Genomic DNA, 23536 nt, shown 5'->3' with positions numbered 1-23536 from the left:
TCGAATGAGCGTGGTCACACGGTTGGAAGGGGGTCACAGTGCACGACATCGGTGAGGTGTTCGCCGGGTTCACCATCGAGGCGATGTTGGGCCAGGGCGGCATGGGCACGGTGTACCTGGCCAGGCATCCGCGCCTGGATCGGCTGACCGCGCTCAAGCTGCTCAACCGGGACCTGTTCGCCGACGAGCGAGTTCGCGCACGGTTCGAACGGGAGGCCGATCTGGCCGCCGGGCTCGACCATCCCGGCATCGTCACCGTCTACGACCGGGGGACCGAGGGCGAACAACTCTGGATCAGCATGCAGTACGTCGACGGGGTCGACGCCGCGACCGTCGACCCGATGGCGTTGCCGCCCGAGCGGGCCGTGCAGATCATCGAGGGCGTCGCCGACGCACTGGACTACGCGCACGGCAGGGGAGTGCTGCACCGAGATGTGAAGCCCGCCAACATCTTGCTGGCCCGCTCCACCGGTGGCCAGGGCGAACGGGTCTTCCTCACCGACTTCGGCATCGCCCGCCTGCGCGCCGACTCCACCCACCTCACCCAGCAGGGAATGTTCACCGCGACACTGGCTTACGCGTCGCCGGAACAGATGACCGGCGCCGACCTCGACCACCGCTCCGACCAGTACTCGCTGGCGTGTTCGCTGTACTGGTTGTTCACCGGGTTGGCGCCCTTCGACTCCGCCGACCCGAACGAGATCATCCGCGGAACCCTCTACGCCCCGCCGCCACCCTTGGCGCTGCGGCGCGCGGGTCTACCGCCGATCATGGACGCTGTGCTCGCCGCCGCGATGGCGAAACATCCTGCGGCGCGGTTCGATTCGTGTGTCGCGTTCGCCAAGGCGGCACGTCAGGCACTGACCTCGAAGACGCCACCTGTCCTGCCGCGTCCACCCGCGAACTCGGCGCCGGGCTACTACCCGCCTGCCCCGCAGCCCGGACCGGCCACACCCTTCCCTCAGCCGGGGATGGCGCCTCCCGTTTACCAAGGCCCACCCATGCAGCCTGGGCCACAACCCAATTGGCAGCCGCCGTCCCGCCCGCCCGCAGCGGTCCCGCCGGCGGCGGTCCAGCGACCGGTTGCGCAGTCCGCGGCTCCGCACGCGGCCGCTGGTCCCGTTGCCGCACCGCCGAATGCGGTACCGCCCGCGATGCCTGCACCGGGAAGGCAGTTCGTGGCGCCCCCGTCTGGCGGGCAGTGGTCGGACGCGGAACCTCCCGGTGCGCGGCCGTCTGGCGTGCAACCGCCTGTTCCAGGTGGGGTTTCGTCGGCTGACTCGAGCGCTGGACCGCTCAGTAGGTCTGGGTCGCCTGCGGATCAGGAGCCGACTGCCGAGCCCGCACCCGCGCCACCCCGCGGTGGGGCAGGAACACCGTCCAGCTCGATATCTCTCGACAAGCCTGTGGCGTCCCCGCTGGAGCGATCCCGCGGGGGTGAGGCGATCGGCGGCGACCGCGGCCCGGGATCCGCGCGCTCCGTCAGCGGGAGTTCGGCTGCTGACGGCGAGGATCTGGACGAGGTATCCGCCACTGCGGCAACAGATGTCATGTCGACGCCCGATGCGGGCGAACTGGATGCGGCGAATTCGGCGGCCCTGACCAAGGTGACGTCGATCCCTGGACCACCGAACGCAGACCGAGCGGGACAGCTACCACCACAGGGCGTCTCGCAGCAGGATGGGGCGGGCCAGGCGATGCCTCCGGGCGGTGTGGGGCAGGGTGGCGTAGGTCAGCCGGGTAGTGCGGGTCGGCAGCCCGGTGCGGCGCAGCCAGGGCAGGGGGGACCTTGGGAGGGTCCTTCGCGGGGGTATTGGGCGGTGCCTCGGCGGGTTTCGGGGATACAGCGGTTCGGGTGGGTGCTGTTGGTGGCGCTGGTTCTGGTGTTGGTGGCGTTGGTTGTCGCGTTGGTTGTTTTGGTCTTGCCGGGGGATGACGACGGCGATCTCGACGCGGAGGGCGGCGCGAAGAAGCCGTCGAGTTCGGTTGCGGAGGCGGAGGATTCGTTCTCGAGTGGTCGGCGGGTGTTTCCGACGTTGGTTCCGCAGGGGGAGATGAGTGATGGGGTGGGGTATCGGGGGACGCGGTGTGTGGGGGTGCGCGATGTCAGCGAGTTGGCGTGGAAAGAGCCTGCGCTGCAGTGGACTCCGATCTCTGCCGGATGGCAGTGCGAGCGGGCCGACAATCAGGCGGGTGCGGTGAGCTACCTGGTGCTGGAGTACGCGAACGCGGGCCAGGCGCGGTCGGTGTCGGAGGCGCTGCCCGCGACGGTTCGCTATGCGGGGGACAAGGACGGAGTGCCGTTCTCGTTGCAGCGGTGGGTGGTTCAGGATCCGGCGAGCACTCGCACGCAGACCGCGCATCAGGTGCTGAGCTTCCCCGATGACTCGGATCGCGCGAATTATCTTGTCGTGGTGAGCCGCCGGGGCAGCAGCGGCGCCGGCGGGGCCCCACGCCCCTCCGCGCAGGACGAGGTCATCGCGTGGTGGGAAGAAGTCCCCCTCTGATCGATAACCGCTGACCGTGCGGGATCAGCCTCCTACCGCACAGAGCGCCACCACGCCGACCCGCCTGCGACTGTTTCAGGGTCGCCGGCTCAGTCGCTCGCCGCGTCGGACGAGATGCCCGCCGGTGTGGCGCGGGCTCGGGGTTCACGGCCGCCGCCGCGACGGTCGACCTGTCGTCGCTGCGGCGCCAGGCAGGGACACCTGATGCCGCAGCGACCAACGTCAGTCCACGGCCAGCGCCGCCACGATCGGCATCCTCGCCGCGCGCAGGGCAGGCGGGATCGATCCCAGCAGTGCCAGGCCCAGTGCGACCGCACTGTAGACCGCGATCACCGGGCTCGGACGGTAGACGATGTCGATGGTCATCGCATGGCCGATCCCCACGGTGGCCAGGTATTGCACCGCGATGCCGACGACGAGACCGATTGCCGCGCCGATGAATCCGATACCCGCGGCCTCGGCCAGCACCGAGCGCAGGAGGAACTTGCGGTTGGTGCCCATGGCGCGCAGCACCCCCAGCTCCCTGCGTCGCTCCAGGACCGACAGCATCAGGGTGTTCAGCAATGCCACCGTCGCCACCAGCACGACGATCCACAGGATCATGTTGCTCATCGCCGCACCCTGCTGGACGCTCGAGGAGATCGCGTCGACCATGTCGTCGCCGCTGTCGACATGGATCTCCTGGGGGACCACAGCGCGCACCGCGGCCCGCACCGCGTCGGGATCGGCGCCCGGCACGTACTGGATCGACAGGATCGTCTCACCGGGCCGCTGATACCACTCCCGCATCTGGTCGAGGTTCATCATCACCACCCCGGATACCGCGGTGAAGTACGGAATCACCTGCAGTACTGCCGTTTTCCGCTTACCGGAAGGGGTGGGCATGGTGATCTCGTCGCCGACGGCGAGCGAGAGCGAACGGGCGACGTCGCGGGTGATGACAACGCCTTCGCGCCGCTCCATCCGATCGATCACCGCCGGGTCAACCGCGCCGAGGCGGGTGTCGGAGGTGCTCGGCGGATACCCCTGCAACATCACCCGACCGCTGCCGATGGTCGCGAAGGCCATTTGGGCTGGGTTCACCTGTTCGACACCGGGCACGGCCGCGACCCGGTCGGCCAAACCGGGGGGCAGCACGGGGCCGGTCGGGAACTGTTCGACGGGGCTCGGACTCACGTAGAGGTCGGTGTCGCCGAGACTTTGGAACGAATCGGTCGCCGACTTCACCATGTTGCCCGCCGCTCCACCGAGGGCGACCACCGCCGCGACCCCGATCATCACCGTCATCGCGGTAGCCCACACACGGCGTGGCGCGCGTTCCAGCGTCGTCGCCCCGAGTGCGCCCGGCGCACCGAACCAGCGGGCGATCGCCGCGGACCCGCGCACGATCGGTCCGGTGGCGGCGAAACACAGGAACACCGTCGCGGTGAAAGACAGCGTGATCGCGGCGAGCGACAGACGGCCGAGGTCGAGGAAGGCGATGACCACCGCCGCCGCACCGAGGAACAGGCCCGCGGCCAGTGCGACCCACCGCAGAACCGAACTGGCCGACGCGGCATCGCCGGCCTCCACGGGCGCCAACGCCTCGACCGGGGCGACCTTGTACACCTGTCGCGCGGCGATCGACGCCGCCAGCACCGTCGCCACCACGCACGCGGAAATCGCTACGGGCACCGCGTAGTTCGGCACCTGGAACTCGGTCCGCGCCTCGACCGACTGCACGATCGCGGCGGGCAGCCTGCCGATCGCGAACCGCCCCATCAGCGCACCGATCCCCGCGCCGATCGCCCCACCGATCAGCCCGAGCATCGCCGCCTCGACGAGCAGATCGCGCACCATCGGCGCGCGCTTGCCGCCGATGGCCCGCAACAGCGACAGCGTCGGCCTGCGTTGCGCCACCGCCATACTCATCGCGTTGTAGATCAGGAAGGCCGACACGATCAGCGCCGCCGCCGACGACATCAGCGTGGAATACCGCATGATCTGAATCGCGCCACCGGCCTGCGCGGTGCGCAGACTCGGCTCGGCCACCACGGCCCGCCCGTCCACCGCTTCGGTGAGCGCGGTGCGCAGCGCGGCCACATCGGTGCCGGGTTCCACCACGATCTGCACCGAATCGAGCTTGCCGACCCGGTCGGTGAGCAATTGGATCAGCGGCAGCGGACCGGCCACCACGTGGCCGCTGTTGAGCCGATTGGTCGCCTCGGAGTCGAGGACGGCGGCGACCTTGGCCGTGCCTGCCCCGATCCGCACCGGGTCACCCTCGCGCAGGCCCATGGCCGCGCCGACCAGCACGCCGCGCTCGGTACCGAGCAGCTTGGTGGTGTACTGCGACATCGGCCCCGCCAGATCGCTGCCGAGCGCGCCGATCGTCTGATCGGCCCCGATCAGCAGCGCCCGATCAGGGCCCGCGCCCAGCGTCCCGCGCAGCATCGGCACCGCCGTCGCCACCCCGGGCGTCGCGGTGATCCGGGGTAGCAGTGACTGTTCGAATCCCGCATCGGTGATCCCGGTGATCTCGAGTTCGGCCGTGCCTGCCAGACCCTTGGTGAGCTTGTCGACCGACCCGGTGACCGAGCCGGAAATACTCAGCACCGCCACGATCAACGCCGCCGATACCCCCATCACCGCCCCCGACAAGAGGGTACGGCCGGGATGGCGGAGCAGTTCACCGAAGTTGAACAGCCGCAATCGATCCCATGCCGCGGCGATCATGCGTCGACCCGCGCGGTGGCTAGCTCATCGGCGCCGATCCGGCCGTCGCGCAACGTGATCACCCGGTCGCAATAGTCGATCGAACTCATGTCATGCGTCACCATCACGACCGAATTACCTTGCGCGGTAATGTCACCGAGCAGGGTCAGGATCGCGGCGCCGGTCTTGGAATCGAGGTTGCCGGTCGGCTCGTCGGCCAGAATCAGCGGCGGATCCATGATCAGAGCCCGCGCCACCGCCACGCGCTGCATCTGCCCACCGGACAGTTCCGCGGGCCGATGCTGCGCCCGATCGCCGAGGCCGACGAGGTCGAGCAACTCCAGTGCGCGCGGCTTCGCCTTGCGTAATCCGGTGCCGTCCAACAATTTCGGGACGGCCACGTTCTCCCACGCCGACAGGGTCGGCAGCAGGTTGAAGAACTGGAAGACGAAGCCGACCTGTTCGAGGCGGAACGCAGCCTGCTTGTCTTCATCGAGATCGCCGATCTCGGCGCCGCGGAAGCGGATCGAACCCTCGTCGGGGCGGTCGAGCGCGCCGAGCAGGTGCAGCAGGGTGCTCTTGCCGGAACCCGACGGGCCGATGATCGAGGTGAACTGGCCTGCCTCGATGCGCATGCTCACCTCGTCGAGCGCGCGCACTTCCTGATCGCCGACGCGATACTGCTTGACCACCCGGGTCAACTCCAGCATCGGCTGCTCCTGCGATTCGATGTCGGGCATATCTTGTCCCCCAATGAGTTTCGAGTTTCAGCGTGCGAGTGCGCGGTCGCGGGTAGTCTGCCCGATCGCCGGGCGTGCGTCGAGAAGTGCACGCAGGGCCGGTTGTTCGGCGGCCAGCTCGAGATAGGCCTCCATCGGGGTGCAGCCGTCGATCTCGGCGAGTTCGAGTTTGACGTGGAGATGATTGTCCCAGCGATTGGCCAGTGCCTGCAGCAGGCCGTCGACGCCGCCGAAGAGCCGGTCGAGTTCAGCGATGCCGGCGAACAGTGCGGGGTCGTTCGGGTCGATCGCGGCCCTTGCGAGCACGGTGTGCACAATCTCGGTGCGGTGGTGCAGATCGGTCCAGGTCATGGGCTTCACCTTCCGTGAGCGGGTGAACCACACGCTACGGGCGGTGAAATGCCGAATCGTCGTGCCGGGGACCCGACTTCTTCTCCTACCGCGGTAGGAGATCGGTACCGTTCGCGGGACGATGCTCGCCCGGTAGGTGGCGACTAGCCTTACATCATGGATGTGAGCCACGCCATCCCCGCGAAGGCGCCGGGCCGGCCGAGCCTGCGGCAGCGGTTCGCGGCCAAGGCCGGGGTGTCACGTCTGCTCACCACGGTCCGCGAACGCATCGAATCGTTGCCCTACGACTATCCACCCGCGGTGATCCTCGCCGCCGACCTGGCACTGCTGGTGGTCACCGGTGCGGCGGTGATCCAGCGACATTCCTACTTCCCGAGCCCGCTGCCGCTGCTGGCCATGGCCACCGCGTTCCTGCCGATACCCCTGTTCGCGTTCTTTCACGTGAACCCGCACCCGATGCTGTTGAAGGCGTCAGCCCTGCTGTCGTGCGGCTTGTTCCTCTTACAGCCGGTCACCGCCGACTTCGCGCCGTTCGTGTTGGTGATCGTCGCCGGCGAGGTCGCCGCGGTCGCGTCCCGCGGGTGGTCGATCGGATTCACCCTGGTCGCCATCCTCGAACTGATCGCGTTCGACATCGCCGGGCACCTGAAGTGGGGTGAGCAGCCGCTGGAAGGGCTACCGATGTACGTCATCGGTGTCCTGCTCGGCATGTTCGTCGGGGTGTTGCTGCAGTACCAGCGGCGGTTCCTGTATCAAGAACGCGAGAATCAGACGATCCGCTCCGGTCAGGCCGCCGACGAGGAGCGGCGCCGGATCGCCCGCGAAGTCCACGATGTGATCGCCCATTCACTCTCGATCACCCTGCTGCACCTGACCGCCGCCCGGCGCGCACTGCAGACCGACGACGACCCCACCGAGGCGGTGGAAGCGCTCGTCGAGGCCGAACGCCTCGGCCGGCAGGCGATGGCCGACATCCGGCGCACCGTCGGCATGCTCGACGCGGGCCCGGCCCAGCTGGCCCCCGAGCCGGGCGCCGCCGATATCGACGAGCTCGTCGGCGACTTCCGCCGCGCGGGGCTCACCGTCGACTACGCACGCACCGGCGAGCTGGCCACCGTCACCGGCGCCATCGGCCACGCGCTCTATCGGATCGGCCAGGAATCACTGGCCAACGTCACCAAACACGCGCCGGGCACCGCCGCCACGGTCCGCCTCGACGTCACCGCCGAGGCCGCGACGATGATCGTGTCCAATCCGCTGCCGCTCGGGCCCGTGCCACGCCGCGACACCGGGATGGGACTGCGCGGCATGCGCAAACGCACCGAACTGCTGGGTGGGAAGATCACCGCGGGCAATGGCGACGACGGCTGGACCGTGCGGGTCGGCTTCCCGATGAGAACGGGCTCGTGCGCCACCATCTCGGCCATGCTGCCCGGCAAGTTGTGGAACAAACTCCAGGAGGACACGTGACGACCGCTTCGCCGATCGAGCAGTTGGTGACAGTGCTCGTGGTCGACGATCAGGAACTCGTGCGCGGGGGACTGCGCCGCATCCTGCGCCGCCGCGACGGCTTCACCATCAACGAGTGCGCCGACGGCGACGAGGTCGCCGCCGCGATCGCCACCCAACGACCCGATGTGGTGCTGATGGATCTGCGCATGAAGCGGGTCGGCGGCATAGATGCGACCAGGTTGCTGCGGGCCCGCCCCGACGCTCCGCCGGTCCTCGTGCTCACCACCTTCGACGACGATCAGTTGCTCTCCGGTGCGTTGCGCGCGGGCGCCGCGGGGTTCTTGCTCAAGGACTCGCCCGCCGAGGATCTGATCCGCGCGGTCCGCACCGTGGCGAGCGGTGGCGCCTGGCTCGACCCCTCGGTGACGGGACGAGTGCTCACGGCCTACCGAACAGTGAAACCGGTCGGTACTCGCACCGATCGCCGACTCGGCGAACTCACCGCCCGCGAGTACGAAGTGCTCGAATTGATCGGCTCGGGCCGGGTCAACAGCGAGATCGCCGCTGAACTCGGTATCTCGGAAGTGACGGTGAAAAGCCACGTAGGACACATATTCGGCAAGTTGGACCTGCGCGACCGAGCCGCCGCGATCGTGTTCGCGTTTGACCACGGCGTAGTGACACCGGGAGAATCTTCCTACTGAGAAGCAGGTCCGGCGGACCTGCCAGAAGTGGGAGGCGGACGCCGGTGCACGCACCTGGGTCACGGGCGGGGACCAGATTCGGTCCGTACGAGTTGCGGTCGATGCTGGGCAAAGGCGGGATGGGCGAGGTCTACGAGGCCTACGACACCGGCAAAGATCGAGTGGTCGCCCTGAAGTTGCTGGCGCAGGAGCTGGCACAGGACCCGGCATACCAGGTCCGGTTCCGCCGGGAATCCCAAGCCGCGGCCAAGCTGGCCGAACCGCACGTCATCCCGATCCACGACTGGGGCGTGATCGACGGGGTCCTCTTCATCGATATGCGCTTGGTGCCCGGCACCGATCTGCGGACGGTGCTGCGCGGGGGCGGGCCGATGAGCCCGGAACGCGCGGTCGCTGTCGTCGAACAGATCGCCGCGGCGCTGGATGCCGCCCACGCGGGTGGCCTGGTGCATCGCGATGTGAAGCCCGCCAACATCCTGGTCACGCCCGCCGATTTCGCCTACCTCGCCGACTTCGGCATCGCGCACACCGAGGGTGACAGTGCGGTCACCCAGGCCGGGATGGCGGTCGGCTCCTATATCTACATGGCGCCGGAACGCTTCGATGTCGGCCCGATCTCGAGCCGCGCCGACGTCTACTCGCTGGCCTGCGTGCTGCACGAATGCCTCACCGGCGCTTCGCCTTTCCCGGCCGCGAGCATGAGTGTGCTAGTCCGCTCGCATCTGTCCGAGGCGCCGCCCCGTCCGAGTGAGTTACTGCACGGGATACCCGGCGCACTCGACGATGTCATCGGGACCGGCATGGCCAAGGACCCGTCCGATCGGTATGCGTCGGCCGGTGCGTTGGCTGTCGCCGCTCGTCGAGCGCTGGCTTCGGCCATGCGCGATGGCGGCGCGCCCGTGCCCCCACCTCCGGGTGCGCTCGCGTCGTACACCGGAGCCCGCCGCGAACCCGGTGGTCATGATGTGACCGCAGGTTCTTCGTCCGGTGCCACGCTGCGGGGGCCCGCTGGTTCGCCGACCGGCGGTCCGGGCTCCGCGCCTGGGCCAGGGCGCGGGTTCGCCGCCGCAGCCGGGTTCGCCGCCGGTGCGGGACGTGGTGCCGCCGGGTCGCCGACCGGTGGTGCCGCTGGAGCCGATGCCCGCACGGGAGCACCCGACTCGGACGAGCCCGACATCGTCGAGCAGGTGCCGACGCCGACGGGGGAGTTCCGCGTGATCGGCGCGGTGACCGCCACCGGTGGCGTCGAGACCTCGCGCAGCCAGTCGACCGCGACCGGTGCCCAGCCGACATTGATCATCCGCCCACCCGAGGCACGCGCCGGGGCCAACGACACCACCGGCTTCCGCCGCATTCCCGTGGAGGGCACCGGCGAGATCTCGATCCCCGCGGTGATCCAGCCGACCGGCCCCGCCGAAATCCGGGCCGCCGACACCCACTTCACCCCTCTCCCCTCGGCCGAGGAGCCGGAAGCCCCAGAGCCGCCACCGGCCTACACCCCTGACCAGGGCCTCCCGCGGATGCGCCCCTTCCCTGACGCGCACCTCTACGACGGTGCGCAGCCGGGCGAAACATCGGCTCCGCTCCTGCAGCCACCGCGCCCCGCCTCGGCTACCCACTACCCGGCGCCGACCGGCCCGCACCGCCTCCCACCTCAGCAATACGGCCAGGAGCCGCACCGGGCAGCCCCTACCCAGCGCTACTCCGGCGAACACCCGATCCCGGCCGCGTACACCCCGCCGACGGAGCAATACCACGCCCCGGCGTCGAACCCCAACCCCCGCTTCCCCGCTCCCGCACCGGAATTCGGCGCACCCGGCTCGAACCTGCCCGCGCCTCCGACGCAGCGGTTCGGTGGTGACCAGAACGACCCGGAGGACCTGTTCGCCAGTCCCGGAGGGTCTTTCGGCGGTGCGCCGGATACCGGATTCGATGGCCGTCCCGGCCGGTTCGCCGATGACCAGGCCGATCCGGCATCGTTCGGCCCGCCGACCGAGCAATACCATCCATCCGCGTCGAATCCGCCTGCGGGTTTCGCGCCGCCGACGCAGAAGTTCGGTGGCGATCTCGACGATCCACGAGACCGATTCGGTGGTCCCGCTGACCGATTCGACGAGGCGTCCGAGGACCGGTTCGGTGGCCCGCACGGGCAGTTCAGTCCGGCGACTGAGCAATACGACCCCGCCGAGGTGCGACGGTCGGCGCCGACCCAGCATTACGGTGGGAGCCTCGCCGACGAACCGGATCCGCAGCGCTCGCAGCCGACGCACCAATACCGTGGTGGCGCCGCACCTTTCGGCGCACATCAAGCCGCCCCGGAGTTCGAGGATCCGGCGCGGGCCGCGGCGACCCGGCAGTACGCGGGTCAGGAGAACGCGTACTCCGACTACGACGAACCGCCCAGTGCCTACGGTGACCACGCCTACCGTGATCCGGCCTACGATCCCGGTTACGATCCCGATCCCGCCTATGGCCCCGATCCGGCGTACGGCCCCGATCCGGCCTGGGCGCACCAGGATTCGGGCCGCCGACGATCGGTCCTGCTCCCGGTCCTGGTCGGTGTCCTCGCCGTGGTGGTCCTCGCGGTCGGTGGCGCGATCGGCTGGCGGATGATGTCGGTCGCCGAACCCGCCGAAACCTCCGCGGCCGCACCGACTTCGCAAGCACCGGGCAGCTCCAGCCAACCCGCGGGCACCACCCCGCGCGCGACCACCGCCGCTCCCACCACCTCGGCGGGACCGGTCACCCTGCCGGTAGGCGCGCAACCCTGTGAATCCGGTTCCGCCACCGGCACTTACAGCAAGGTCGCCGTCGGCAGCGAGGTCACCAGCTGTGGTTTCGCCGAGGCGGTCCGGGAGGCCTACGCAGGCGGCGGCTCGGGCGCGCGCCCAGTGGTGGCGACCAGCCCGGTGACCGGCCGCACCTACACGATGACGTGCGCCCCGGAGGGCAAACTCGTTACCTGCACCGGCGGTGAGAACGCCGTGGTGTACGTCTACTGACACAAATCCGCCGCGGCCCCGACAGGGGGCCGCGGCCACAACTACCCTCAGCTCGCCGAAGCGACCACTGTGTCCCCGAGCCGATTCACCGTCGGCCTCCACCGTGGAGCGGCGCAGCTGGTTGGCGCCGCGACATGCGCCTACGCCGCCCGAGCTCGACTTGCTCGGCGGCGTGAAACTTGTCCGCGACTCCCGAGGTACCGCCTTCGAGACACCGGTATGCGAAACGTTGCATACTGGCTGGCATGGCTGATGACAACGCGTGGTACTACTGCCTCGAGCACCACAAGGCCGAACAGGGCAAAACCTGCTGGTACGGCGACCGAATGGGCCCCTACCCGGATCAGGCCACCGCCGAGAAGGCGCTCGAGATCGCGAAGGCGCGCAACAAAGCCGCTGACGACCAGGACGACTGACCCGGCGCCTGGATGCGGTCGGGCCGATCAGCTGATCGGTAAGCCGTGTTGATCAGATCCCGCGCATTGAGCAGAGTCATGGGATGAGCAGAGTCACCGCACGGCGCAAGACGACCCGCCTTTCCCCAACCGGGCGGATTGAGCGACCCGACACGCTCGCCGTCGAGGAGCCACTCGAAATCCGGGTCGACGGCCGATCGCTCACCGTCACGATGCGCACGCCCGGCAACGACATCGACCTCGTCCACGGCTTCCTCTTCGGCGAGGACATCATCGGTTCGGCCGACGACATCGTCAGCGCCCGCTACTGCGCGGGCACCGACAGCGCGGGCCACAACACCTACAACGTCCTCGACCTGCGTCTACGCCACCAGGTTCCGATCCACACCCGCAATTTCCTCACCACGGGTGGTTGCGGTCTCTGCGGCAAGACCGCCCTCGACGACGTGCGCACCCACAGTCGCTTCCCGATCCCGCACGAATCCGTGTCGATCAGTACCGACACCCTTGCCGAACTGCCGAAACAGCTGCGCGCCGGGCAGAAGTTGTTCGAGTCCACCGGTGGCCTGCACGCGGCGGGCCTGTTCACCACCGACGGCACCCTGCTCGCCCTGCGTGAGGACATCGGCAGGCACAACGCCGTCGACAAGGTGATCGGCTGGGCGGTGCGCGAGAACCGGGTACCCGCGCACGATTCGGTGCTGGTCGTGAGCAGTCGCGCGTCGTTCGAACTGGCTCAGAAGGCGGTGATGGCCGGGATCCCGATCCTGGCCGCGGTGTCGGCGCCCAGCGCCCTCGCCGTCGACCTGGCCGCTGAGTCCGATCTCACACTGGTGGGGTTCCTCCGTGCCGAGACGATGAATATCTACACCGGCGAACACCGCCTGACCTGAGGGTTGACCGCTCGAAGTGGGCGATCGGCATATGTCGCAGTACGGTAACGGTACGGGTCGCCAGCACCGAACGCCCCGGGGGAGTTTACAAAAGAAAATGCTTCAGATCATGAATAATGAACGACGCCACCGCTTCTGGGTGGTGCTGTCCGCGATAGTGGGCGTGGCCGTGCTCGCCACCGCGGGTTGCGGTAGCGAGCCGAAGGCCGCCCCACCGCGCGTGACAACGACGGTTCCCGTCGCCGATCCCGATCCCGGCGCCGGCAACGGCACCTTCTCCATCGCGATGCCGGGCAGCCTGGCTGCCGATTTCGCCGAGCTCCAGCAAGGATTCCGTGGCAGCGCGGGGCTGGCGGTCATGCCGGTGGGCGGCAAGACGATGGTCACCTTCGGCACCTGGTCATCCGGGCCGGCCTGGTCGACGATCAAGGTGCCGCTGGCCATCGCGGCCCTGCGCAACAGTGCTGCCTACTCGTCGTACGCGTCTGCCGCCATCACCGCCTCGGACAATGGTGCCGCCGACACCCTGTGGGCCTCGCTCGGCGGTGGCGCCGACGCGGCCAAGGCGGTGGAGGGCGTCCTGCGCGAAGGCGGCGACGCGCGCACCACAGTGCCGACGACGCGCACCCGTGCCGACGTGTCGGTCTACGGCCAGGCCGAATGGACGCTGGCGGACCAGGTGCGCTTCGCCTCGCAGTTGCCGTGCATACCGCAGAGCGAGCGCGTGGTGGGGCTGATGCAGCAGATCATCGCGAGCCACCACTGGGGTCTCGGCGCGTTCGGCAGCGCCGAGTTCAAGGGCGGCTGGGGTCCCGACCTGGGGGGTAAGTACCTCGTCCGTCAGTTCGGACTGATCGATTCACCCACGGGCCGGATCGCGATCGCCTTCGCCGCACAACCGGATTCGGGCAGTTTCAACGACGGTATGGCCATGCTCGACAAGATGGCGACGCTCATCTCGGGACACCTGAGTGAGCTCGCCGGAGGTCACTGCCCCTGATCTGCGCCGGTGCGGCAAGATGAACGGCATGCGCATCGGAGTCTTGACCGGAGGCGGGGATTGTCCAGGTCTGAACGCGGTGATCCGGGCTGTGGTCCGCACCGCGAACGGACGCTACGGCGATGCCATCGTCGGTTTCGAAGACGGCTGGCGCGGCCTACTCGAGGATCGAAAGATCCGCATCCACAACGACGATCGCACCGACCGGCTGCTCACCAAGGGCGGCACCATGCTCGGCACCGCGCGCACCAATCCTGAGGTGCTACGCGCGGGCCTCGGCCGGATCCAGCAGACCCTGGACGACAACGGCATCGAGGCGCTGATCCCGATCGGTGGCGAAGGCACCCTCACCGCCGCGAGCTGGCTCGCCGACGAGGGCGTGCCGGTGGTCGGCGTGCCGAAGACCATCGACAACGACATCGACTGCACCGACGTCACATTCGGCCACGACACCGCGCTGTCGACCGCCACCGAGGCCATCGACCGCCTGCACACCACCGCCGAATCCCACCAGCGGGTGATGCTGGTGGAGGTGATGGGCAGGCACGCGGGCTGGATCGCGCTGAATTCCGGTATCGCCGCGGGTGCCCACCTGACCCTGGTACCCGAGGAACCGTTCGACGTGGCGCAGGTGTGCGCGATGATCAAGGCCCGCTTCCAGCGGGGCGACAAGAGCTTCATCTGCGTGGTCGCCGAGGGCGCGCATCCCGCGCCCGATTCCGGATTCGCGCTGCGCGAGGGCGGGATCGACGAGTTCGGCCACGAGCGGTTCACCGGGGTGGCCCAGCAGTTGGGCTCGGAGATCGAACGCCGCATCGGCAAGGAGGTCCGCACCACGGTCCTCGGCCATATCCAGCGCGGTGGCAGTCCGACGCCCTACGACCGGATTCTGGCGACGCGGTTCGGGGTGCACGCCGCCGAGGCGGTGCACGCGGGACATTTCGGTCAGATGGTGGCGCTGCACGGCACCAAGATCGGGCTGGTTCCGCTGTCGGAGGCGACCAAGCAGCTCAAACGCGTTCCGCCGGAACGGCTCAGTGAGGCGTCGGCCTTCTTCGGCTGATATCGGCCCGGTTGCCCCGGGTTGTCGAACTTTGTCGGTGCGCGTCGGTACCGTGGGGTTCATGCGCACCGGTCGAGTGATCGTTTCGGTTCTGTTCGTCGTCGCCGCGCTGGTGGCGGGGTGTTCGGAGGCTTCGGACGACGTTGCGGCCCCCTCCGTGGATGGCAGCTGGCACGGTGACATCGAGGTGCCGGGGCAGCCGATCGCGATCGGGGTGAGTTTCGCCGAGGACGGGTCGGCCACCATCGACATCCCGGTTCAGGGTGTGCGCGAGGCGCCGCTGAAAGACGTTCGTACCGAACCGGACCGGGTGGAGTTCAACATTCCCGACGTACCGGGCGACCCGGGTTTCCGCGGCAAACTCGATGGTGACCGGCTCGTCGGCGACTGGGTCCAGTTCGGGGAGAAGGCACCGGTCACGCTGCAGCGCGGCAAGATCGAGAGCCCGCCCCGCCCGCAGGATCCGAAACCCCCGTACCCGTACCGCAGCGAGGACGTCACCTATCGCAACGGCGACATCACCATCGCGGGCACCCTCACCGAACCCGAAGGCAGCGGCCCGTTTCCGGCGATCCTGCTGATCACGGGCAGTGGACCGCAGGACCGCAACGAAGAGTTGATGGACCATCGCCCGTTCCAGCTGCTGGCCGACACCTTCACCCGCGCGGGCTATGCCGTGCTGCGCACCGACGACCGTGGTGTCGGCGGCACCAGCGGAAAACTCGACGACGCCACCTACCCCGACCTGGCCGCCGACGCGGCCGCGGGCGTCGCGTTCCTGCGCGCCCGCCCCGAGATCGATCCCGCCCGGGTCGGTCTGTTCGGGCACAGCGAAGGCGGCTACCTCGCGCCGGTCGTCGCCGCGCTGCCGGACAGCAATGTCGCCTTCGCGGTCCTGATGGCAGGCCCATCGGTCCCCGGCGCCGACGTGCTGATCGAGCAGAACAAAGTGATCATGGCCTCGACGGGCGCACCGCAGGACCAGATCGACCAACAGGTCGCCTACGTCACGGCCTGGTCGGCGCTGCTGCGCGCGGGCGATATCGAGGGCGCCAAGGCCTTCACCCAGCGGCACAACGATTCCCTGCCCGTAGCCGAACGCGCGCCCCAGCAGGTGGTCGACGGGTTCAACACCCCGTACATGACCTCGTTCATCACCTACGATCCGAAACCGGCGCTGCAGGCGCTACGCGTGCCGGTGCTGGCGTTCTTCGGCGACAAGGACCAGCAGGTCGTCCTCACCCAGAACGAGGGCCCGATGCGCGAGAACCTCGCCGCCGGTCCCGACGCGACGGTGCACGTCTTCCCTGGTCTCAACCACATGATGCAGCCCACCGCGACCGGCAAACCCAGCGAATACGCCACCATCGAGACGACCATCGACCCGGCAGTACTCACCTACGTCACCGACTGGCTCACCCAGCGCGTCCCGCCCCGCTAGGACCACCGGCCGAGTGTGTCAGCGGGCTTACCTAGACTGCTCGTTATGAGCGCACCCACGGTCGAGTTGATGGATTACGCCGATGTCATCTCCCGGTACGAGCCGGTGCTCGGCATGGAGGTCCACGTCGAGTTGTCCACGGCGACCAAGATGTTCTGCGGTTGCCCCACCGAGTTCGGCGCCGAACCCAATACCCAGGTGTGCCCGGTGTGCCTCGGCCTGCCCGGCTCGCTGCCCGTGGTGAACGAGAAGGCCATCGAATCGGCCATCCGCATCGGTCTGGCGCTGAACTGTTCGATCACCCCGTGGGGCCGGTTCGCGCGTAAGAACTACTTCTACCCCGATCAGCCGAAGAACTACCAGATCAGCCAGTACGACGAGCCGATCGCCACCGAGGGCTACCTCGACGTGACCCTCGACGACGGGTCCATCTTCCGCGTCGAGATCGAGCGCGCGCACATGGAGGAAGACACCGGCAAGTCCCTGCACGTCGGTGGTGCGACCGGTCGCATCCACGGTGCCAGCCACTCGCTGCTCGACTTCAACCGCGCCGGCGTGCCGCTGATCGAGATCGTCACCAAGACGATCACCGGTGCCGGTGAGCGCGCCCCCGAGGTCGCTCGCGCCTACGTCACCGCGCTGCGCGAGGTGCTGCGTTCACTCAATGTCTCCGACGTGAAGATGGAGCAGGGTTCGCTGCGCTGCGACGCCAACGTGTCGCTGATGCCGGTCGGCGCCAAGGAATTCGGCACCCGCACCGAAACCAAGAACGTGAACTCGCTCAAGAGCGTCGAGGTCGCGGTGCGCTACGAGATGCGCCGCCAGGCCGCCGTACTCACCGACGGTGGCGAGATCGTCCAGGAGACCCGCCACTTCCAGGAAGCCGACGGGTCCACCTCCGCCGGTCGCCGCAAGGAAACCGCCGAGGACTACCGCTACTTCCCCGAGCCCGACCTCGAGCCCGTCGCCCCCGCGGCCGAGTGGGTCGAGGAACTGCGCGCCACCATTCCCGAGTACCCGTGGCTGGTGCGCGCCCGCATCCAGGCCGACTGGGGCCTGTCCGACGAGGTCATGCGCGATCTCGTCAACGCCGGTGCCCTCGATCTCATCATCGCCACCGTCGAGGCAGGCGCGCCCGCGAACGAGGCGCGCTCCTGGTGGGTCGCCTACCTCACCGAGAAGGCCAAGGAACGCGATATCGCCCTGGCCGAGCTGCCCATCACCCCCGCCCAGGTCGCCGCGGTGATCGCGCTGGTGGAGGCCAAGACCGTCAACAACAAGGTCGCCAAGCAGGTCGTCGACTTCGTCCTCGCCGGTGAGGGCGAACCCGCCGCCATCGTCGAAGCCAAGGGCTTGGGCATGGTCAGCGACGACTCCGCCCTCCAGGCCGAGGTCGAGAAGGCGCTCGCCGCGAACCCCGATATCGCCGAGAAGATCCGCTCCGGCAAGGTTCAGGCCGCGGGCAAGATCGTCGGCGACGTCATGAAGGCGACGCGCGGCCAGGCCGATGCAGCTCGCGTTCGCGACTTGGTCATCGCAGCCTGCAGCTAGCGCGGCGATTTCGGCGCTGGGCCGGCCCAGCCGCGACGTCGAGAAGGCGGCGCGGATAGGTCCAGCTCGTCGATCGCAGCCCGTCGTCAAGAACCAAAACCCGGCCGCCCGTTCTGCTTTCGCAGGGCGGGCGGCCGTTTCGCTCTCTGGTCGGTCCGCGTGCCCCGTGGGGCGCGGACGGCTGCCTTTTAGTCCGGGCCGCCTGCTCCACCCTGCGGGGGCGGGATGCGGACGACGCGGTCGTCGAATTCGCCCGGCTCGCCGTCGGTTTTGTTGGTGGTCGTGACCCAGATGCTGCCGTCGGCGCTGGCGGTGGCGCCGAGGAGCTTGCCGTACTTGTCCTGGGCGATCAGGGTGGGGGCGGTGGTGACGGCGAAGGTGGTGGGGTCGGCGGTGACGGCGGCCAGCGCCTTGCCCTCGCTCAGTGCGATGCCGACGCCGTCGCCGGTGGCCGTGCAGCCGCCGACGCCGGGATGGTCGGGCCAGGTCCAGGCGACGCTGAGCGTGCCGTCAGGGCTCAGGTGTTGGAGGCGGTCCTCGGCGGCAGTGCGGTCGGTGACCCACATGCCTTCCTTGCCGTCGCGGCAGATGTCACCGGCCGAGCCGATTCCCGACGCCACCACCTGCGGGGTGTTCGCGCCCGCCGACGGCGATTCCAAGCGGAGCAGTTTGCCGCCGAGCGAGCCGGGATCGGCTGCCGCGCCGGGGTTTCCGGCGTCACCGGTGAGGACCATCAGTTGCGTCGGCGTCGACCATTCCAGGGCGCCGCGATTTCCGCTGGCGCCCTTGGGAATTCCGGTGAGGATGGGCTTGGCCGCCCCGCCCTTGGACAGCCGGACGACCCGATTGTCACTGCCGGTGGTGATGTAGGCGTACATCAGCCCGTCTTCACCGAACGTGGGGGAGAGCACGATATCGGAGATGCCGCCGTCGGCCGACCCGTCGACGGGCACGCTGGCGATCTCCACCGGCGTCTCCTGCGGTGTGCTCGGGTCGACCGCCTTCACCTGCAGGATACGCCCGGTCTTTCGCTCCGCGACGAAGGCACCCTCGCCCACCGCGATCAGCCCGGCGCCCGACTCCATGCAGGTGGCGATGACATTGGGATCAGGGTCGATACACGGCCCGGTCGGCCGCGGCGCCTGCGACGGCTCGTCCTGCGGCTTCTTCGGCTCCGCGCCGGACCCACCCAGCTGCGGTTCGGTGGTGAACGGACTCGAGGCCGACTCGTCGAAACGGGCGCACCCGGCTAGCAAAACGGTGCTGAGTGCCACCCCGACTGCCACGCGGCCCGCGATTCCCGAACTCATATGTCAGACGTTACCGGCACCGCCGTGGGCCTGACGCGCCCGTTGCGTCCGAATACATCTGTCAGTCGTTACCGGCACCGCTGCCGGAAGCGTCCGAACTCATCTGTGAGTCGTTGCCGACACGCCTGCGGGCCTGACGCGCCCCATTGCGTCGGGAATGCGTTGTCAGACGCGCCTGGCAGTCGAGCGGGCCTGACACGCCCGTTGCGGAGAAGAGCGGCGCGCCGCGACAGCGCGTCATAAGGTGAGTCGGTGACCGACAAGTCGAATGACAATCCGCAGGCCGATGGTTCGGCGCAGGCCGGGCAGGGCGCGTCGGCGGCTGGTCGTCCGGTGACCAGCCCGTTCGATTCGCCGACGACGCAGATGCGTAAGCCGGATCCGAAGGACATCCCACGCACCGACGAGGACCTCGGTCTCGACCCCGGTGACGAGGTTCCCGGCGCGAGTGCGAACCGAACCGATCGTGGCGGCGACGACGATTACGGATACGCGACGATTCCGCCCGCGTCCGCCGCCTCGGCCGGCACCGTCCGCCTGCAGCGCCGCAACCGTGAGGCCCGCCGCGGCACCCTCGACCTGGGCCTGTTCGTGCTGCGCCTGGTGGTCGGCTACACCTTCATCTACCACGGCCTGCAAAAGCTGACCGGCTGGTTCCACGGCCCCGGCCTCGACGGCACCAAGACCATGATGGAAAGCGGCGGCTGGGACTACCCGTCGCTGTCGACCGCCCTGGTGATCGCGGGCGAACTCGGCGGCGGCATCCTCCTGGTGATCGGCCTGGCTACCCCGCTCGCCGCGGGCGCCATCCTGGCCACGATCCTGAACGCGTGGATGTGGAAGCAGGGCATGGTCCCCGGCTTCCAGTACAACGCGAGCACCCCCACCGGCGTCGAACTCGACTCCGTCCTGGTCGGTTCCGCCCTGGCGATCATCCTCACCGGCCCCGGCCGCTGGTCCCTCGACCGCACCAGAGGCTGGGCCACCCGCCCCTCCTACGGCTCCTTCGTAGTGGTCCTACTGGCCATCGCCGCCGCCATCCTCACCTTCTGGTTCCTGCACGGCGGCAACCCGTTCCAGGGCGTTGGTCCATTCGACAGCAAGAACTGATCACGCACGAACATGGGTAACTCATCGGGAACCGACTGACGCTACCGGCGATCAGGCCGTCGGTCGCCTTGCTAGCCGACCACGCTCTCGCGTCTGGCCAGAATTCGCGGGGAGGCGGGCCTAGCGGTACCGATACGAACGGCGTCGCTCGAATTCGAGGGACGCCGTTCATCTTTCGGTAGTTCTTACGGCACGCGCCGGACGGCGCCCTTGTCGGCCGAGGTGGCGAGCGCCGCGTAGGCACGCAGGGCGGTGGTGACCGTGCGCTCGCGGTTCAGCGGCTGCCAGGGGCGCTCGGATGCTTCCATCTTCGCGCGGCGGTCGGCCATGACCTCGTCGGAGACGAGCACTTCCAGCGCGCGGGTGTGCACATCGATGCGGATGCGGTCGCCGTTCTCGATCAGGCCGATGGCACCGCCCGAGGCGGCCTCGGGGGAGATGTGGCCGATCGAAAGCCCCGAGGTACCACCGGAGAAGCGGCCGTCGGTGATCAGCGCACACACCTTGCCGAGACCGAGGCCCTTGAGGAACGAGGTCGGGTGCAGCATCTCCTGCATGCCGGGACCGCCTGCCGGGCCTTCGTAGCGGATGACGACCACGTCACCGGGCTGGATCTTCTTGCCGAGGATCATCGTCACCGCGTCCTCCTGCGACTCGACCACCACGGCCGGGCCTTCGAAGGTGAACAGGTCTTCGTCGATGCCCGCGGTCTTGAGGATCGCGCCGTCGGGAGCGATATTGCCGCGCAGCACACACAGCCCGCCCTCGACGGTGTAGGCGTGCTCGACGTCGCGGATGCAGCCACCGGCGGCATCGGTGTCGAGCGAGGACCAGCGGTTGCTGGTGGAGAACGGTTCGACCGTGCGCACGCCGCCAGGGGCGGCGTGGAACAGTTCCAGCGCCTCGTCGGATGCCTTGCCCGAGCGGATATCCCAGGTGTCGAGGAATTCCTCGTAGTCGGCGGTGTGCACGGTGGTCACGTCGGTATCGAGCAGGCCACCGCGACGCAGTTCACCGAGGATGGCGGGGATGCCACCGGCGCGGTGCACGTCTTCCATGTGGTAATCCGAGTTCGGCGCCACCTTCGACAGGCACGGCACTTTGCGGCTGATGTCGTCGATGGTCTGCAGGTCGAAGTCGATCTCGCCCTCCTGCGCGGCGGCGACGATGTGCAGCACGGTGTTGGTCGAGCCGCCCATGGCGACGTCGAGGGCCATCGCGTTACGGAAAGCCTTGGCGTTGGCCACGTTTCGCGGCAGCACCGAGGCGTCGTCGTCGGAGTACCAGCGCTTGGCGATATCGACGATGACGGTGCCTGCCCGCTCGAACAGCGCACGCCGAGCGGAGTGGGTGGCCAGGGTGGAACCGTTGCCGGGCAGCGCGAGGCCGAGCGCCTCGGTCAGGCAGTTCATCGAGTTCGCGGTGAACATGCCCGAACACGAACCACAGGTCGGGCACGCGGAGCGCTCGACCTCGTCGAGGCCCTCGTCGGACACGGCCGGGCTCGCGCTCGCGGAGATCGCGCTCACCAGGTCGAGCGGCGCCTGCGCGACGCCGTCGACGATCACGGCCTTACCGGCCTCCATCGGCCCGCCGGAGACGAACACGGCGGGGATGTTGAGGCGCATCGCGGCGTTGAGCATGCCGGGAGTGATCTTGTCGCAGTTGGAGATACACACCAGCGCGTCGGCGGTGTGGGCGTTGGCCATGTACTCCACGGAGTCGGCGATGATCTCGCGCGAGGGCAGCGAGTAGAGCATGCCGCCGTGCCCCATGGCGATGCCGTCGTCGACGGCGATGGTGTGGAACTCGCGCGCGATGCCGCCGGCGGCGGCCACGGCCTCGGCGACGATCTCGCCCATGTTCTTGAGGTGCACGTGACCCGGAACGAACTGCGTGTACGAGTTCGCGATCGCGATGATCGGCTTGCCGAAGTCGGAATCAGTCATGCCGGTCGCGCGCCAGAGCGAGCGTGCGCCCGCGGCATTGCGGCCGATGGTGGTGGTGCGTGAACGAAGCGGTGGCATTGAAGTCCTCGAAGAGTCGCTGGGTGCGTGGCAAGCGTGCGAGCAGGGGGCTGACCTGCGCGCCACGTGCGAGTACGCGGTGCGTCCGGCAAGCCGCAACGTTACTCCGGCGGGCGATGGTCGCGTCGCGCCGGTGGTACGTGCGCCAGTGATGGACCGGGGCTCGAGGCGGGAGTGTCGCTCCGTGAGGTGTCGCCGCGGTGGTGCCGTCGGCGCGGGGTGCCCGGTCGCCGTCAGCTTACCGCTACAACGGCGCACGCCGACGTGCTGATTCCCACCGTGACGGAGCCGACGATCACCGCGGGCTCCCCGCGTGGTTACTGCTCGGTGCCGGACTCCGGCTTCGCGTCGGCTGCGTGGGACTCAGCGTTCGTGTCGGACTCGGCGTTCGCGTCGGCCTCAGCCTTCGCCGCGGCGCGCTCAGCAGCAAGGCGCTCGGCCTCGGCGGCCTCCGCGGAAGCGAACACATCGGGCAGGCGCCCGCCGGACGCTTCGATCAGCTCACGCAACCGGTCGTAACCGACGGCAGGCAGCTTCACCTCGGAATCATCGGTGAGCCGAGCCCGCACAGAGCCGCGCTTGGGAATACTGATCCCTTCGATCTGGGCCCAGTCGAGGTGCTTCTTCCCGGTCATCGAGCTCAGATCCAGCCCGGACTCGGACACGGTCGTGTGCGTGCGCACCACCCACCACACCGCGATCACCGGGGCCAGCAGCAGCGGCCACAGCAGGGCGGGCCATCCGACGAACGGGAAGAACATGCACAGCGCCAGCACCAGCACGCCGATATAGGCCAACCGGGGAACGCCGATCACGTGCACACCGGGAGTCGGGGTGTTCGTCTTGCGCGGCACCAGCAGCCAGACGATCGCCGCCGTGGGCACGATCAACCCGATCCTCACCCCCAGCGACCAGTCCTGCACGGTCCCGACGACGACGAAGATCAGGTAGGCCAGTACCACCGCCCCGATCGCCGCGAGCCTTCCCGGACTGGCCGACCGCAGGCCGCCGGGTCGCGACGGGCGACCCGTATCGGTTCCCTCGTCGGTGGTGTGGGACGATTTAGCCGGTGGCACGGACTGATGCGGTGATGACACCCTCCTATCCTCGCATCTTGGTACACGGACCCACGCAACCACTCGAGTCCCACAGAATGGGACCGGAGCGGGAAGCCTGTTTGACTCGACGCACTACGCGCGCCTAACGTCGTATGCGTGATTCGAAACGAGCTCGTACTTCGCCCGGCGCGTCCAGCGTCGAGCCTGACTATCTGAG

Annotated in this window: 17 protein-coding genes; 11 read left to right on the top strand and 6 right to left on the bottom strand. The window is 68.7% G+C overall.

Annotation, left to right across the window (positions count from 1 at the left end; all coding sequences use genetic code 11):
* The first annotated feature begins 38 nt into the window (after positions 1 to 38).
* Positions 39 to 2507, top strand: coding sequence for a protein kinase (locus ACFXKN_RS10545; protein WP_379432896.1), 2469 nt, complete (start codon positions 39 to 41; stop codon positions 2505 to 2507).
* A gap of 222 nt (positions 2508 to 2729) precedes the next feature.
* Here the strand turns inward: ACFXKN_RS10545 and ACFXKN_RS10540 are convergent, their stop codons facing one another.
* Genes ACFXKN_RS10540 through ACFXKN_RS10530 form a run of 3 tightly spaced genes read right to left on the bottom strand, consistent with a single transcriptional unit; the run spans position 2730 to position 6292 of the window.
* Positions 2730 to 5222, bottom strand: a complete 2493-nt coding sequence (locus tag ACFXKN_RS10540) for an ABC transporter permease (protein ID WP_379432895.1) — start codon at positions 5220 to 5222, stop codon at positions 2730 to 2732.
* A complete protein-coding gene (locus ACFXKN_RS10535) occupies positions 5219 to 5941 on the bottom strand; it encodes an ABC transporter ATP-binding protein (RefSeq protein ID WP_378953483.1) in 723 nt (240 codons plus the stop codon). The genes ACFXKN_RS10540 and ACFXKN_RS10535 overlap by 4 nt, the downstream gene beginning before the upstream one ends.
* Before the next feature lie 27 nt (positions 5942 to 5968).
* Complete coding sequence (locus tag ACFXKN_RS10530) at positions 5969 to 6292, bottom strand: hypothetical protein (RefSeq protein WP_378953485.1); 324 nt, start codon at positions 6290 to 6292, stop codon at positions 5969 to 5971.
* Positions 6293 to 6448: 156 nt separating this feature from the next.
* Between ACFXKN_RS10530 and ACFXKN_RS10525 the strand changes: the two genes are divergently transcribed.
* The 9 genes from ACFXKN_RS10525 to gatB all read left to right on the top strand — a co-directional run bounded on the left by ACFXKN_RS10525 (position 6449) and on the right by gatB (position 17814).
* Positions 6449 to 7762, top strand: a complete 1314-nt coding sequence (locus ACFXKN_RS10525; RefSeq protein WP_378953487.1) for a sensor histidine kinase — start codon at positions 6449 to 6451, stop codon at positions 7760 to 7762.
* Positions 7759 to 8448: a response regulator gene (locus ACFXKN_RS10520; RefSeq protein WP_378953489.1), complete on the top strand. Its 690-nt coding sequence runs from the start codon at positions 7759 to 7761 to the stop codon at positions 8446 to 8448. The genes ACFXKN_RS10525 and ACFXKN_RS10520 overlap by 4 nt, the downstream gene beginning before the upstream one ends.
* A 101-nt stretch (positions 8449 to 8549) precedes the next feature.
* The gene (locus tag ACFXKN_RS10515) at positions 8550 to 11450 is read left to right on the top strand and encodes a protein kinase (protein ID WP_378953491.1); all 2901 of its coding nucleotides are present in this window, start codon (positions 8550 to 8552) and stop codon (positions 11448 to 11450) included.
* A 245-nt stretch (positions 11451 to 11695) separates the two neighbouring features.
* Positions 11696 to 11866, top strand: a complete 171-nt coding sequence (locus tag ACFXKN_RS10510; RefSeq protein ID WP_378953493.1) for a hypothetical protein — start codon at positions 11696 to 11698, stop codon at positions 11864 to 11866.
* 83 nt (positions 11867 to 11949) lie between these two features.
* Positions 11950 to 12759, top strand: a complete 810-nt coding sequence (gene fdhD / locus ACFXKN_RS10505) for a formate dehydrogenase accessory sulfurtransferase FdhD (RefSeq protein WP_378953495.1) — start codon at positions 11950 to 11952, stop codon at positions 12757 to 12759.
* Between the two features lie 109 nt (positions 12760 to 12868).
* Positions 12869 to 13759, top strand: a complete 891-nt coding sequence (locus ACFXKN_RS10500) for a hypothetical protein (protein ID WP_378953497.1) — start codon at positions 12869 to 12871, stop codon at positions 13757 to 13759.
* Positions 13760 to 13787: 28 nt separating this feature from the next.
* A complete protein-coding gene (locus ACFXKN_RS10495; protein ID WP_378953499.1) occupies positions 13788 to 14822 on the top strand; it encodes an ATP-dependent 6-phosphofructokinase in 1035 nt (344 codons plus the stop codon).
* 61 nt (positions 14823 to 14883) lie between these two features.
* Positions 14884 to 16263: an alpha/beta hydrolase family protein gene (locus ACFXKN_RS10490; protein ID WP_378953501.1), complete on the top strand. Its 1380-nt coding sequence runs from the start codon at positions 14884 to 14886 to the stop codon at positions 16261 to 16263.
* Between the two features lie 45 nt (positions 16264 to 16308).
* On the top strand, positions 16309 to 17814 hold the full coding sequence (gene gatB, locus ACFXKN_RS10485; protein ID WP_378953503.1) for an Asp-tRNA(Asn)/Glu-tRNA(Gln) amidotransferase subunit GatB: 1506 nt from the start codon (positions 16309 to 16311) through the stop codon (positions 17812 to 17814).
* Positions 17815 to 18002: 188 nt separating this feature from the next.
* Here the strand turns inward: gatB and ACFXKN_RS10480 are convergent, their stop codons facing one another.
* On the bottom strand, positions 18003 to 19124 hold the full coding sequence (locus tag ACFXKN_RS10480) for a PQQ-dependent sugar dehydrogenase (RefSeq protein WP_378953505.1): 1122 nt from the start codon (positions 19122 to 19124) through the stop codon (positions 18003 to 18005).
* 252 nt (positions 19125 to 19376) lie between these two features.
* On the opposite strand from ACFXKN_RS10480, the gene ACFXKN_RS10475 reads away from it, so the two are divergent.
* A complete protein-coding gene (locus ACFXKN_RS10475) occupies positions 19377 to 20234 on the top strand; it encodes a DoxX family protein (RefSeq protein ID WP_378953507.1) in 858 nt (285 codons plus the stop codon).
* 185 nt (positions 20235 to 20419) lie between these two features.
* Here ACFXKN_RS10475 and ilvD read toward each other — a convergent pair whose 3' ends face one another.
* A complete protein-coding gene (ilvD, locus tag ACFXKN_RS10470) occupies positions 20420 to 22261 on the bottom strand; it encodes a dihydroxy-acid dehydratase (RefSeq protein ID WP_378953509.1) in 1842 nt (613 codons plus the stop codon).
* A gap of 317 nt (positions 22262 to 22578) precedes the next feature.
* On the bottom strand, positions 22579 to 23358 hold the full coding sequence (locus tag ACFXKN_RS10465) for a PH domain-containing protein (RefSeq protein WP_378953511.1): 780 nt from the start codon (positions 23356 to 23358) through the stop codon (positions 22579 to 22581).
* Between the last annotated feature and the right edge of the window lie 178 nt (positions 23359 to 23536).

This window comes from Nocardia sp. NPDC059195 (genome assembly GCF_042754695.1).
Lineage (GTDB): Bacteria > Actinomycetota > Actinomycetes > Mycobacteriales > Mycobacteriaceae > Nocardia.
Note: the sequence above shows the minus strand (reverse complement) of the source record. Positions and strands in the feature narration are given on the sequence as shown.